We start from the raw sequence: 13,421 nt of genomic DNA on the forward strand, positions 1-13,421 counted from the left end.
GTACCATGGAAGGATTGATGACCTTATGGTCTGAAACAGGGATTGCGAACTTTGAGTTCGGCCAGATCTGTATGATGCTGGTTGGTTGCTTACTGTTGTTTTTGGCAATTCGTAAAGGATTTGAACCGTTACTTCTACTGCCTATTGGTTTTGGTGCTGTATTAGCAAACATTCCAAATGCTGGGTTTACTGATCCAGGTGGTTTGCTCTACTACGTCTACTACATTGGTATTGAGACAGGTATTTTCCCACTGCTGATCTTTATGGGTGTTGGTGCGATGACGGACTTCGGTGCGTTGATTGCGAACCCTAAAACGTTGTGGCTAGGGGCTGCGGCTCAGTTTGGTATCTTCGCGACGCTATTTGGCGCGATCTTGCTGAACTACGTTCCAGGAATGGAGTTCTCGATGGCCGATGCTTCGTCAATTGCGATCATTGGTGGTGCCGATGGCCCAACTGCGATCTTCTTGGCGAGTAAGTTATCTCCGGACCTTTTAGGTGCCATTGCAGTAGCGGCTTATAGCTACATGGCTTTGGTTCCTATCATTCAGCCACCAATCATGAAAGCGTTAACGTCTCCTGAAGAGCGCAAAATTAAGATGGCTCAACTTCGTCACGTTAGCAAAGCCGAGAAGATTCTTTTCCCGCTTGCTGTACTACTGATGACGATTTTGTTCCTACCTTCAGCAACACCTCTAGTTGGTATGTTCTGTTTGGGTAACTTAATGCGTGAAGCGGGTGTGGTTGATCGCCTTTCAAAAACAGCTCAAAACGAACTGATTAACGTTGTAACTATTTTCCTAGGTCTAGGGGTTGGTTCTAAGCTTCAAGCGGATACGTTCTTGAACTTAGAAACACTGGGTATTCTAGGTTTAGGTGCGGTCGCGTTCAGTATCGGTACGGCGGGTGGTGTATTGATGGCTAAGGTGTTGAACCGATTCTCGAAAGAGGACATCAACCCACTGATTGGCGCAGCTGGCGTATCGGCGGTTCCAATGGCGGCACGTGTTGTGAACAAGGTTGGTCTTGAGGCAAACCCTCAGAACTTCTTATTGATGCATGCAATGGGTCCGAACGTAGCCGGTGTACTTGGTAGTGCGGTTGCGGCGGGCATTCTATTAGCTCTCGTGGGCTAGTGGATTTGCTGGGTCATGTATCGTTACGTTAATTGGTCGTCAATTTACGAATGAGCGGTTAACTTAGCCTTATTAAATGGTTTATAGTCAAAGGGATGCTTTCGCATCCCTTTCTTTTTATTAATTAAGGTGCTTGCTCACTAGGGCTTTTATCAATCAAGGAAATGTGGAAATGGAAAATAAACAGATTGCGATTACTCAATTCGGCGGCGTCGAAAACCTAAGTATTCAAACCAGTGCGATCCCTGAGCCTAAGGCTGGAGAAGTGGTGGTTAAAGTTTCCTTTTCAGGCATTAATCCGATTGATGTCAAAACCCGAGCGGGCCTTGGTTGGGCGGCAGCACAAAACAAAGATAACCTACCTTGGGTACCTGGCTACGATATTTCAGGGCAAATTGTCTCGCTAGGCGAACAGGCTGAACGCTTTACTGTTGGTGATAACGTAGCTGGCTTTATTGGTTTTCCACTGCAAGGTGGCGGTTACAGCCAATATGTGTGTGTTCCAGAAGCTGCATTAAGTATGGTTCCTGATTCTGTCACTCTAGAAGCGGCAGCTGCATTACCACTCGCGAGTCAAACAGCGGCACAAGCGCTCAACAAAGCCGAAGTGAAAGAAGGCGACCGCGTGCTTATCTTGGCGGGCGCGGGCGGCGTTGGTCACCTTGCGGTTCAAATTGCAGTGGCAGCAAAAGCAGAGGTTTACACAACCTGCAGCGAAGCCAACCTTGATTACCTTGCGACGCTAGGTGCTCACGCGATTAACTATAAGTTTGCACCAGCATCAGAAAGAGTATCTGATGTCGATGTGTTGATTGACTTGGTCGGCGGCGATACCGCGCTTGATGCATTGAAGTGCCTAAAAGATGACGCGCGAGTCGTGACTGTGCCGACTCTATCTGCAGAACTTATCTGCGAAAAAGCCACACTATTAGGTTTTACTGCATCAGGCATGCTGGTTGAACCAAGCCCTGAGCAAATGGACACTATGCTTTACATGGTCAGTGTCGGATTACTCAAAACAGAAATTCAAGGTATCTACCAGTTAGACGAGGCGCAGTCGGCGCACCTGCAGGTTGAAACCGGACACACCAGAGGCAAGGTGCTACTTAAAATGCAAGAAAGTTGATAGGCAGTGTTAGAATTTTTTAACTCCCTTTTTGAAAATATCGCGCTGTGGTTCTCGGACTCGGCGCTATGGGTACTCTTCATTAGTGGCTTCTTGAGTGCCACGTTACTCCCCGGTGGTTCAGAAGCTAGCCTTGTGGCTGCATTGAGCTTAGATCAGTTTTCAACCTCATCGATCATTCTAGTGGCGACATTAGGCAATACCTTAGGCGGCCTGACTAACTATTGGATTGGTTTGTGGTTGCCTAATCGAACTCAATCTGAAAAGCATGGTCATAAGGCTATGGCTTGGCTGAGTCGCTATGGCTACTGGACACTGTTATTTAGTTGGTTACCGATCATTGGTGACCCTTTGTGTCTCGCTGCGGGTTGGCTAAGAATGAAATTCATCCCTAGCGTTATTTTGATAGCGATTGGCAAAGCCGCTCGCTATAGCTTACTTGCTGCTATCTACTTCGGTTTTTTCTAAGGAGAACCTATGAAAAAGGTTTTACTTGGTACATTTTCTCTTATCGCCATTGCTGGCTGTTCTTACAATGTACCTAGCTCAACGCCCTTCTTTTCCTCGTTACCTGAAGGTGTCACTCTGTTAGAAGAGGTTAAGCCCTCTAAAGATAAAGTAGTGATTCCTTACACCAAGTATCAGCTTGAAAACGGTCTGACAGTTATTCTTTCCCCTGATGATTCCGATCCGTTGGTGCATGTTGATGTAACTTATCACGTCGGTTCAGCACGTGAAGAGATAGGCAAGTCGGGATTTGCTCACTTCTTTGAGCACATGATGTTCCAGGGTTCAGAGAACGTTGGTGACCAACAGCACTTTAAGATCATTACCGAAGCGGGTGGCTCGTTAAACGGCACGACCAACCGTGACCGCACCAACTATTTTGAAACTGTTCCTTCTAACCAACTTGAGAAAATGTTGTGGTTAGAATCAGACCGAATGGGCTTCTTGTTGGATGCTGTTTCTCAGAAGAAATTTGAGGTTCAAAGAGGCACGGTCAAGAACGAGCGAGCGCAGAGCTACGAAAATCGTCCTTACGGCTTGATGTGGGAACGCATGGGCGAAGCGCTTTACCCTGAAGGTCACCCTTACTCTTGGCAACCAATCGGCTATGTTGAAGATCTTGACCGTGTTGACGTGAATGATCTTAAAGCGTTCTTCCTGCGTTGGTACGGCCCAAACAATGCCGTGTTAACGATTGGTGGTGATATCGACGTTGATGATACGCTAGAATGGGTTAACAAGTACTTTGGTCCAATTCCTCAAGGCCCTGAAGTGAAGGCGGCAGAGAAGCAACCTGCTGTTCTAAAAGAAGATAAGTACATCACCTTAGAAGACAATATTCGTCAGCCGATGGTGCTTGTGGGTTGGCCAACAACGTATCGCGGCGAAGAGACGCAAGCTTCACTGAATGCATTGTCTAACGTGTTAGGTTCAGGTACCAACAGTTATCTATATCAAAACCTAGTAAAAACGCAGAAGGCAGTCAGCGCTGGATCTTTCCATGATTGTGCTGAGCTTGCTTGTACCATGTACGTGTATGCAATGGGCAACTCAGGTGAAAAAGGCGATTTGACGGTTCTTAATAAAGAGCTGATGGATACCCTAGAGCAATTCTCGAAAGAGGGCGTTGAGCAAGCGCGTTTAGACCAGATCACCGGCATGGCAGAAGCGAATGCCGTTTTCGCATTGCAAAGTGTTAAAGGTAAGGTGTCGCAACTCGCGTCGAACCAAACCTTCTATGGTCAGCCTGATCGCATTGAATCACAACTCGATCAAATCCGAGCGGTGACGCCTGAGAGCGTGAGCAAGGCATACCAAGATTTCATCGAAGGTAAGCACAAGGTTACCTTGAGTGTGGTTCCTAAGAAAAAGCTCGATTTGGCGGTTCGTGAAGCGACCTTTACCACGCCACCACGTACGTTGCCGGAATACAGCAAGGTGACGGAAGATCAACTGGATTTCAGAAAGGCACCGGATACCTTTGATCGCAGTGTGATGCCAGAAGTGAACTTTGGTGTTGAGGCGACCATGCCTGAGTTGTACCGCATGCACTTTGCAAATGGCACTGACTTAATTGGTACCGTGACCAGTGAAACGCCGACAGTACAGCTGCAAATTCAATTGCCTGCAGGCGAACGCTATGTTCGCAAAGGGCAAGAAGGCCTAGCGAACCTAACGGCTTCGATGATGGAAGAAGGCTCAACTAAACGAACCGTTGAAGAGTTACAAGCGACCTTAGATAAACTTGGTAGCAGCGTGAGCATTAGTGCGGGCAGCTACACCACAGATATTTCAGTCTCGACGCTAGAGAAAAACTTGCCTCAAACCTTAGCGATTGTGCAAGAGGTTCTATTCGAGCCTAAGTTCGATGAGCAAGATTTTGAGCGCGTTAAGAAACAGATGCTAGAAGGCGTTGTGTATCAGCATCAGCAGCCAAGCTGGATGGCTTCTCAAGCAACCCGTGAAGTGCTGTTTGGTGACACTGTTTTTGCTCGTGCAAGTGATGGTACTAAGGAATCTCTATCGAAATTGACCTTAGACGATGTGAAAAAATTCTATGCGCAACATTACACACCAGAAGGTGCCAATATTGTTGTGGTGGGAGACATCTCGAAGAAAGAGGTAGGGAAACAGCTACAATTCTTTGAAGAGTGGCAAGGCGATGCGGCACCATTAACGCGTCCACAGATCGTTAAAGAGCTTTCTGGTCAGCACCTGTACTTAGTTGATAAACCGGGTGCGCCGCAAAGCATTGTTCGCTTGGTTCGTAAGGGCCTGCCGTTTGATGCGACGGGCGAATTGTATTTGAGCCAGTTAGCTAACTTTAACTTAGCGGGCAACTTCAATAGCCGTATCAACCAGAACCTACGTGAAGACAAAGCCTACACTTACGGTGCAAGCGGTTACTTCGCAAGTACTCGTGAAACTGGCGCAGTGGTATTTAGCGCGCAGGTAAGGGCGAATGCGACGGTTCCATCGATTCAAGAGTTTATTAATGAGCTGAATGAGTTTAGCCAAAGTGGATTAACTGACGAAGAGGTGAAATTTATGCGCCTTGCCGTCGGTCAACAAGATGCACTTAAATACGAAACGCCAAGTCAAAAGGCGGGGTTGTTGAGTAATATTGTTGCATTGAGCCTTGATGAAGATTACCTACAACAGCGTAATCAGATAGTTGAAACGGTTTCAAAAGAGACCTTAAACGAGCTATCTAAGAAATGGTTTGACCCGAATGATTATCAAATAATCGTTGTTGGTGACGCGACTTCGCTTCGCCCGCAATTAGAAAAGTTAGATATTCCAATAGAAGAGCTTGAAATCATTCGTTAGAGTACACATTAAAGGGGGAGGGAAGAGACTCTACTTTTCTCCTCCAACCTAATTTATGATAGTTCTAATCAGAACAATATAAGATAAGTGAACTGAATTTTGACTGATTTTGCTGCGCGACTAAAGCAAGTTGCAACCAACCCTAAGACCTTCTCTCAATTTGGTCGTGGTGTTGAAAGGGAAACATTACGCTACACGGAAGATGGGCACCTTGCTACTGGGCCGCACCCTGAGGCTTTGGGATCTGCGTTGATGAACGAATGGGTAACGACCGATTTCTCTGAGTCGCTACTGGAATTTATCACGCCTGTTTCTAACGACGTTCCGACGCTTTTGAATCAGTTGTCTGATATCCACCACTTCACGCAAACCAAGTTAGACGGCGAAAAACTATGGCCGCTTTCTATGCCTTGTTACGTTGGCAGTGAAGATTACATTCAGCTAGCGCAATACGGCACCTCGAATAACGGTAAGATGAAGACCCTATATCGTGAAGGCCTAAAACGTCGTTACGGTAGCCTGATGCAGATTATCTCTGGTGTTCACTTCAACTTCTCTTTCCCAGAAAGCTTTTGGGATAGCCTGTTTGGAGAGCAAACTGAAGAAGCGCGTTGTGAATCTAAGTCAGATGCTTACTTTGGTTTGATTCGTAACTACTACCGCTTTGGTTGGTTAATCCCATACTTCTTCGGTGCTTCACCTGCGCTATGTTCTTCTTTCATCAAAGGAAGAGAGACAAACCTGCCTTTTGAAAAGATTGGCGAGACACTGTATCTGCCAAAAGCAACGGCACTGCGCCTGAGCGACCTTGGCTACACGAACAGTGCGCAAAGTGTGTTGAAGATTGGTTTCAACAGCCTAGACCAATACCTTGAAGGTTTGAATCAAGCGATTCGCACACCATCAGAAGAATTTGCCGAGATTGGCACTAAGGTTGATGGTGAATACCGTCAGTTGAATAGCAACGTACTGCAAATTGAAAATGAGCTTTACGCTCCAATCCGCCCTAAGCGTGTGGCGAAGAGTGGTGAGAAACCATCTGAAGCATTGGCACGCGGTGGTGTTGAGTACATTGAGGTTCGTTCTTTAGATGTAAACCCATTCAGCTCAATTGGTATCAATGAGCAGCAGGTTCGCTTCCTAGACTTATTCCTAACGTGGAGTGTGCTAACGGACTCTGCTGAGATGGATAACTGCGAGCTTGAATGCTGGCGCGATAACTGGAACAAGGTGATCCTACAAGGTCGTCAGGTTGGTCTAGAGCTGCAAATCGGTTGTCATGGTGAGCGATTGTCTCTGCAAGATTGGGCGAAGCGTGTCTTCAAAGATCTGCGCTCTATTGCCGAGATGATGGACGCTGAACAAGGTGGTCGTGCATACCAAGAAACATGCGATACGCTTGAGGCTTGGATTGATAACCCTGAGCTAACTATTTCTGGCCAGTTGCTAGAAGAGACCAAAAAATTGGGCGGCTTAGGTAAAGTGGGTTGCGCGTTAGGTAAAACGTACGCTCAGCAACACAAAGCGCACCAATACAAAGTATATTCAGCTGAGTTGATGGAAGCAGAAGTTCAACGTTCTGTGATTGCTCAGCAACAAAGTGAAGAAGCAAGCACTCAAGATTTTGATAGCTTCTTAGCGGATTATTTTTCGTATTTAAAAGCATAGCGAGACTTTGGTGGAAAGGAAGCAAGCCTTATTAGGTCAGCCTACTCGAGTGAGTAGTAAATGGTTACCTGTAGTGACTGTTGGTGTTGTCTCTAGCCTGTTGGTTGGATGTGCAACGCCACCGCCAAAGCAGCAAGATAATTTGTGTAGCATCTTTCGAGAGCACCCTTCATGGTATGAAGATGCCTTGGATATGCAAGAAGAATGGGGAACGCCGATTAACGTTGCGATGGCTTTTGTGAAACAAGAGAGTAGCTATCGTCATGATGCGCGCCCACCTAAAGATTACATTCTTGGCTTTATACCGTGGGGGCGTGTAAGCAGTGCCTACGGTTATGCACAAGCTCAAGATCCTGCTTGGGAAGACTTCCAAAAGGCGACCAATAACGGTGGTTCAAGAACCAACTTTGATGATGCATTGATGTTCATCGGTTGGTATACCAGCGAGACGCGTCGTCAATTGGGCATCTCACTATGGGACCCATATAACCAATACCTGGCTTATCATGAAGGCCGTGGTGGTTATAAGCGTAAGTCATACAACAGCAAGCCATCGCTAATTAAGGTGGCGCGCAAAGTCGAACAGCAAGCAAAAGATTATGGATGGCAGCTGAAACAGTGCCGCAAAGAACTAGAAGACAATCGAAGCTGGTTTTTCTAAAGCCAGCCGTCATGGAGAAGAGCAATGCCTTTATTAGATAGTTTCACTGTTGATCACACACGCATGAACGCACCTGCCGTTCGTGTTGCTAAAACAATGCAAACCCCAAAAGGGGATACCATCACTGTGTTTGACCTGCGTTTTACTGCGCCAAACAAAGACATCCTATCTGAGAAAGGTATCCATACTCTAGAGCACCTATATGCTGGTTTCATGCGTAATCAATTGAACGGTTCAGATGTAGAGATCATCGATATCTCACCGATGGGCTGTCGCACTGGTTTCTACATGAGCCTGATTGGTACGCCTACAGAACAACAAGTGGCTGACGGTTGGTTGGCAGCGATGCAAGACGTACTGAAAGTTGAGAACCAGAATAAGATCCCTGAGCTGAACGAATACCAATGTGGTACCGCGGCAATGCACTCTTTGGATGAAGCGAAAGAGATCGCGAATGCGATCATCGCTGCAGGCATCTCTGTAAACAAGAATGATGAACTGGCACTGCCAGAGTCTATGCTGCAAGAGCTTAAGATCGACTAGTCATTGATAGCTACCCTAGATAGGGCGAGTTAGATACTAAAAGGCCCGGTTCAATGAACCGGGCCTTTTTCGTCAACGTATTTTAGGGCGAGACAGAGATTCAGTGATGACTCAGTTAGCCGTTCACGATCTGTGGGAACACGCGAACCAGTTTGATGCGGTTCTCTTCAAGCTCAACAATTTCCATTGGGTGGCTGGCAACCTGAACACTCAGGTGACTCTCAGGAATATCTTCAAGATGTTCCAGTATCAAACCATTCAGCGTTCTTGGGCCATCGGTAGGCAGTGCCCACTGTAAGCCTTTGTTGATATCTCGGATATTGGCACTGCCTTCAATCAAGAAGCTGCCATCGCTTTGCGGAGTAATCTCTTCAGATAAGCTTGGGGTGATTGAGGTGGTAAACTCACCTACGATCTCTTCTAGAATATCTTCTAATGTAACCAAACCATTGATGTCGCCATACTCATCAACAATCAAACCGATGCGCTGCTTATTGCGTTGAAACTTAAGCAGTTGAATATTGAGTGGTGTCGCTTCAGGAATAAAGTAGATCTCATCCGCGGCACGCAACAGGGTTTCTTTATTGAATTCGTTCTTTTCAAGCATCAGACGGTAAGCTTCACGCAGCCTAAGCATGCCGACCACTTCATCTATTTGGTCACGGTACAGCACTACGCGACCATGAGGCGAGTGGGTAAGTTGACGAACGATCGATTTCCAGTCGTCATTGATGTCGATACCAGTAATCTCATTACGCGGCACCATGATGTCGTTCACGGTGACGTGCTCTAAATCCAGAATAGACACCAACATATCTTGGTGACGTTGAGGGATTAAGCTACCGGCTTCATTTACCACGGTTCTAAGCTCTTCGGAGCTCAAGTGGTCGGTTGCATCATGGCTGGCTTTAACGCCTAAGATACGAATGAAGCCGTTGGTAATGAAGTTCACTAAGATCACCAATGGTGATAGCACCTTCATCAGTATCATCAAAAGGATACTACTCGCGTAAGAGACACGTTCAGGAAATAGAGAAGCGATGGTCTTTGGGGTTACCTCGGCGAATACTAGGATCACGAGAGTCAGGGTACCAGTAGCGATAGCCACACCGATATCCCCGTAGATGCGCATACCAAGAATAGTAGCGATCGCAGATGCAAGAATGTTGACGAGATTGTTGCCGATGAGAATGAGGCCAATCAATCTGTCTGGGCGGTTCAGAAGTTTTTCTACGCGTTTGGCACCTTTATGACCCGTATTGGCCAAGTGCTTTAAACGGTAGCGGTTCAAGGACATCATGCCCGTTTCGGAACCAGAGAAATAACCAGAAATTACAATGAGACACGCGAGTAGCGCAAATAAGATACCCGTTGATATGTCGTCCAAAACTATTCTTTTCCTATTTGTGTATCTTGATTAATTTATGACCGAACATGGTCGAGATGTCAATTGAATCTAACGGACTCAATATTTTAAAGGCAAGCTGTGAGACCTTGCCTTTATTTTACAGACTAGTTCAGGATGATTTCCTGAACGAAGCGGCTACCGAAGTAGGCTAATGTGAGCATGCTGGCGCCCGCAAGTGCGAACCAAGTGACTTTCTGTCCACGCCACCCTTTTTGGTAGTGACCCCACAGAAGGATGGAGTAGATAACCCAAGCGATAAAAGACAACACTGCCTTGTGTGCTTTTCCTTGAGCAAACATATCTTGCACGAAGATGAGACCCGTTAACAAGGTACCTGTTAATAAGCCATTACCAATCAAAATGATCTTGAAAAGCTGTCTTTCCACCATCATTAAAGGAGGTAGGTTAGGGTTTATCACTAAGGCTTTTTTCTTTTTAAGTTTGTGATCTAGCCAAGCAAGTTGCAGGGCGTATAGCGCGCCGATAGTTAACGTTGCGTATGAGAATAGAGCCAAAGATATGTGCACGAGCAGTTTTGGGTCATTCTCTAGATGTTTGATGAAGGTGCTTGGAAGAAAAGTGGCAGCCATCAAGTTCAGCGCAGCGAAGCTATAGACGACGGGTAAGATAAACCACAGACGGGTTTTGAGCATGGCACCGCTCATTACCACAGATATGATTAAACTGATTAATGAAGCAACGTTCAAGATACTGAGGTTTTGGCCACTGGCATTAAAAATCAAATCGCCAAGCAACCAAGCATGGAAAGCTAGAGCAAGTAATGCGCTGATAAACACCGTTTTTACACGGATTCCTGTTTGGTGCACGAGACCTGGAATGATCGTGGAAATTGCCATTGTATAAAGAAAGGCTGCTGCGATCGCAATAAGACTGTCCATGGTATCCATTTTAATGATTACTAGTTGGCGAATTATACCTCGCATCGCTCTTTGGGGCTATGGCGAACCTCATTCAATTCCAAGTGAATAATGTCTCACATCACAAGCACGGATGATTAACGCTCTACAACGGGTATGACTCTAATCCGCGCTAATGTATACTCACAGTAATAGTCGCAGTTTTGAGCGAAGAGAAAACTATGTTTGATAATTTAACGGATCGTCTATCCAAAACGCTGAAGAACATCAGCGGTAAAGGTCGTCTGACCGAAGACAATATTAAAGAGACGCTGCGTGAAGTACGTATGGCGCTACTTGAAGCCGACGTTGCACTGCCCGTTGTCCGCGATTTTGTTAAGCGCGTAAAAGAAGGCGCTGTGGGTGTTGAGGTTTCTAAATCTCTAACGCCTGGTCAAGAATTCATTAAGATCGTTCAAGCTGAACTTGAAGCGGTGATGGGTGAGTCTAACGAGGCTCTTAACCTAGCAGCGCAGCCGCCAGCCGTTATCTTAATGGCGGGTCTACAAGGTGCGGGTAAAACCACATCGGTAGGTAAGCTATCTAAGCTTCTAACTGAGCGTGACAAGAAGAAAGTCTTGGTTGTGTCTGCCGACGTTTACCGTCCAGCGGCAATCAAACAGCTTGAAACGTTAGCAAGCGATGTTGGCGTAGACTTCTTCCCATCTTCAGCTGATCAAAAACCTCTTGATATTGCAAACGCTGCAATCGACCACGCGAAGAAGAAATTCTACGACGTGCTACTTGTCGATACTGCGGGTCGTTTGGCTATCGATGAAGAGATGATGGGCGAGATCAAAGAGCTTCATACTGCAATTAAACCAGTAGAGACACTGTTCGTTGTTGATGCAATGACAGGTCAAGATGCTGCGAACACTGCAAAAGCCTTTGGTGATGCGTTACCACTAACCGGTGTTATCTTGACGAAAGTTGATGGTGATGCGCGTGGTGGTGCTGCTCTGTCTGTTCGTCATATCACAGGCAAGCCGATTAAATTCTTGGGTGTTGGTGAAAAGACTGACGCACTAGAACCGTTCCACCCAGATCGTGTTGCTTCTCGTATCTTAGGTATGGGCGACGTACTGTCTCTTATTGAAGACCTACAGAAAAACGTTGATACCGAGAAAGCAGAGAAACTGGCTAAGAAGTTCAAAGAGAAGAAAGGCTTTGACCTTGAAGACTTCCGTGAACAGCTAGGTCAGATGCAAAACATGGGCGGCATGATGGGCATGATGGATAAGCTTCCAGGCATGTCTCAGCTACCAGATAACGTTAAAGATAAAGTTGATGACAAGATGTTCAAGCAGATGGAAGCGATCATCAACTCTATGACCATGAAAGAGCGTCAACGCCCTGACTTAATCAAAGGCTCACGCAAAAAGCGTATTGCCGCTGGTTCTGGTACACAGGTACAAGATGTAAACCGTATGCTTAAGCAGTTCACCCAAATGCAGAAGATGATGAAGAAGATGCAGAAAGGTGGCATGAAAGGCATGATGCGCAACATGCAAGGCATGATGGGCGGCGGTGGAGGTATGGGCGGAATGGGTGGTGGCTTTAACCCGTTTGGTCGATAATCTACAAATGTAAGCTTTAGCTACGTTACTTTTCATAGTGTTAGCCGTGTCACAGAAAGTGTACGGCAGCTATGTTGGTGAAAAAATAGCTAAAGCCCTTGCATTGCACCGGAATAAGAGTAAAATTCCGGGGCTTTAATTTGGCACGAGACCCCAAGCTATTTACTTATACTTGGGGTTAATTATTTTATTAAGAAAGCAAAGAGGACGACATGGTAACCATTCGTTTGGCACGTCACGGTGCAAAGAAGCGCCCATTTTATCAAATCGTAGTTGCGGATAGCCGTAACGCTGCAACTGGCCGTTTCATCGAGAAAGTAGGTTTCTTTAACCCTACTGCTCAAGGTCAAGAAGAAGGTCTACGTCTAGACCTAGATCGTGTTAACCACTGGGTTGGTCAAGGCGCATCTCTATCTGATCGTGTAGCTAAGCTAGTTAAAGACGCTCAAAAAGCGGCTTAATTCTTTTTTAAAGAGAAATAGCTTATGTCGATGAAGGGTAAAGAAACTATGAGCGAGCAAAACAATAGAATTGTCATGGGTAAACTTGGGTCTACCTATGGTATTCGTGGCTGGCTTAAAGTGTTCTCCTACACAGACAATGCTGAAAGCATATTTGATTACAGCCCTTGGTATTTAAACCTAAAGGGTAAGTGGGTTGAGTACAAAGTTGAGAGCTGGAAACGTCATGGCCAAGGTTATGTATGTAAGCTAGCGGGATTAGATGTTCGTGAAGACGCGCAACTGATGACTAACTTTGAAATTGCTATTGACCCTGCTTCGTTACCTGAATTGTCAGAAGATGAATTCTACTGGCGCGAATTGTTCGGTATGCAAGTTTTTACCACTAAAGGTTACGACCTTGGTGAGGTCACTGACCTATTAGAAACTGGCTCGAACGATGTTCTAGTAATCAAAGCAAATCTTAAAGATGCTTTTGGCCAAAAGGAACGGTTAGTACCGTACCTTGAAGAGCAAGTGATCAAGAAAGTTGATCGCGAAGCTCGCCGGATCGAAGTTGACTGGGATCCTGGATTCTAACTCCAAATT

12 protein-coding genes are annotated in these 13,421 nt (G+C 46.0%); 10 read left to right on the forward strand and 2 right to left on the reverse strand.

What is annotated here, in order from left to right; translation table 11 throughout:
• Nucleotides 1-5: 5 nt before the first annotated feature.
• The 7 genes from AB4209_RS13625 (at nt 6) to luxS (ending at nt 8,470) form a co-directional block, all read left to right on the forward strand.
• Nucleotides 6-1,136, forward strand: a complete 1,131-nt coding sequence (locus AB4209_RS13625; RefSeq protein WP_019825842.1) for a sodium ion-translocating decarboxylase subunit beta — start codon at nt 6-8, stop codon at nt 1,134-1,136.
• A gap of 172 nt (nt 1,137-1,308) precedes the next feature.
• Nucleotides 1,309-2,262, forward strand: a complete 954-nt coding sequence (locus AB4209_RS13630; protein ID WP_102319878.1) for an NADP-dependent oxidoreductase — start codon at nt 1,309-1,311, stop codon at nt 2,260-2,262.
• 6 nt (nt 2,263-2,268) lie between these two features.
• The gene (locus AB4209_RS13635) at nt 2,269-2,730 is read left to right on the forward strand and encodes a YqaA family protein (RefSeq protein WP_017059555.1); all 462 of its coding nucleotides are present in this window, start codon (nt 2,269-2,271) and stop codon (nt 2,728-2,730) included.
• A 9-nt stretch (nt 2,731-2,739) separates the two neighbouring features.
• Nucleotides 2,740-5,598: a M16 family metallopeptidase gene (locus tag AB4209_RS13640; protein ID WP_372056193.1), complete on the forward strand. Its 2,859-nt coding sequence runs from the start codon at nt 2,740-2,742 to the stop codon at nt 5,596-5,598.
• A 99-nt stretch (nt 5,599-5,697) separates the two neighbouring features.
• Nucleotides 5,698-7,266, forward strand: a complete 1,569-nt coding sequence (gene gshA / locus AB4209_RS13645) for a glutamate--cysteine ligase (protein WP_017063229.1) — start codon at nt 5,698-5,700, stop codon at nt 7,264-7,266.
• A gap of 10 nt (nt 7,267-7,276) precedes the next feature.
• Nucleotides 7,277-7,927 carry a hypothetical protein gene (locus tag AB4209_RS13650; RefSeq protein ID WP_017629422.1) on the forward strand — a complete coding sequence of 217 codons (651 nt, stop codon included), beginning with the start codon at nt 7,277-7,279 and terminating at the stop codon, nt 7,925-7,927.
• 24 nt (nt 7,928-7,951) lie between these two features.
• Complete coding sequence (luxS, locus tag AB4209_RS13655) at nt 7,952-8,470, forward strand: S-ribosylhomocysteine lyase (protein WP_017056597.1); 519 nt, start codon at nt 7,952-7,954, stop codon at nt 8,468-8,470.
• A 115-nt stretch (nt 8,471-8,585) separates the two neighbouring features.
• On the opposite strand, the gene AB4209_RS13660 is transcribed toward luxS, so the two are convergent.
• Both AB4209_RS13660 and AB4209_RS13665 read right to left on the reverse strand, forming a co-directional pair.
• Nucleotides 8,586-9,857: an HlyC/CorC family transporter gene (locus tag AB4209_RS13660; RefSeq protein WP_017063233.1), complete on the reverse strand. Its 1,272-nt coding sequence runs from the start codon at nt 9,855-9,857 to the stop codon at nt 8,586-8,588.
• Nucleotides 9,858-9,982: 125 nt separating this feature from the next.
• Nucleotides 9,983-10,777, reverse strand: a complete 795-nt coding sequence (locus AB4209_RS13665) for an inner membrane protein YpjD (protein ID WP_019825854.1) — start codon at nt 10,775-10,777, stop codon at nt 9,983-9,985.
• 200 nt (nt 10,778-10,977) lie between these two features.
• On the opposite strand from AB4209_RS13665, the gene ffh reads away from it, so the two are divergent.
• From ffh to rimM, 3 genes are all read left to right on the forward strand, one after another.
• A complete protein-coding gene (ffh, locus tag AB4209_RS13670) occupies nt 10,978-12,372 on the forward strand; it encodes a signal recognition particle protein (RefSeq protein ID WP_010435884.1) in 1,395 nt (464 codons plus the stop codon).
• 212 nt (nt 12,373-12,584) lie between these two features.
• Nucleotides 12,585-12,833 (forward strand): 30S ribosomal protein S16, encoded by a 249-nt coding sequence (gene rpsP, locus AB4209_RS13675; RefSeq protein ID WP_004410028.1) that lies wholly within the window; start codon nt 12,585-12,587, stop codon nt 12,831-12,833.
• 24 nt (nt 12,834-12,857) lie between these two features.
• Nucleotides 12,858-13,412: a ribosome maturation factor RimM gene (gene rimM, locus AB4209_RS13680; protein ID WP_017063236.1), complete on the forward strand. Its 555-nt coding sequence runs from the start codon at nt 12,858-12,860 to the stop codon at nt 13,410-13,412.
• The last annotated feature ends 9 nt before the right edge of the window (nt 13,413-13,421 follow it).

Origin of the sequence: Vibrio sp. 10N.286.48.C11 (assembly GCF_041469805.1) — a bacterium.
Classification (GTDB): Bacteria; Pseudomonadota; Gammaproteobacteria; order Enterobacterales; family Vibrionaceae; genus Vibrio; species Vibrio crassostreae_C.

What these genes read in the sequence shown, in the direction of transcription:
- AB4209_RS13625 (WP_019825842.1), top strand. Translation starts at nt 6, where the DNA reads ATGGAAGGATTGATGACCTTATGGTCTGAAACAGGGATTGCGAACTTT.
- AB4209_RS13630 (WP_102319878.1), top strand. Translation starts at nt 1,309, where the DNA reads ATGGAAAATAAACAGATTGCGATTACTCAATTCGGCGGCGTCGAAAAC.
- AB4209_RS13640 (WP_372056193.1), top strand. Translation starts at nt 2,740, where the DNA reads ATGAAAAAGGTTTTACTTGGTACATTTTCTCTTATCGCCATTGCTGGC.
- luxS (WP_017056597.1), top strand. Translation starts at nt 7,952, where the DNA reads ATGCCTTTATTAGATAGTTTCACTGTTGATCACACACGCATGAACGCA.
- AB4209_RS13665 (WP_019825854.1), bottom strand. Translation starts at nt 10,777, where the DNA reads ATGGACAGTCTTATTGCGATCGCAGCAGCCTTTCTTTATACAATGGCA.
- ffh (WP_010435884.1), top strand. Translation starts at nt 10,978, where the DNA reads ATGTTTGATAATTTAACGGATCGTCTATCCAAAACGCTGAAGAACATC.
- rpsP (WP_004410028.1), top strand. Translation starts at nt 12,585, where the DNA reads ATGGTAACCATTCGTTTGGCACGTCACGGTGCAAAGAAGCGCCCATTT.
- rimM (WP_017063236.1), top strand. Translation starts at nt 12,858, where the DNA reads ATGTCGATGAAGGGTAAAGAAACTATGAGCGAGCAAAACAATAGAATT.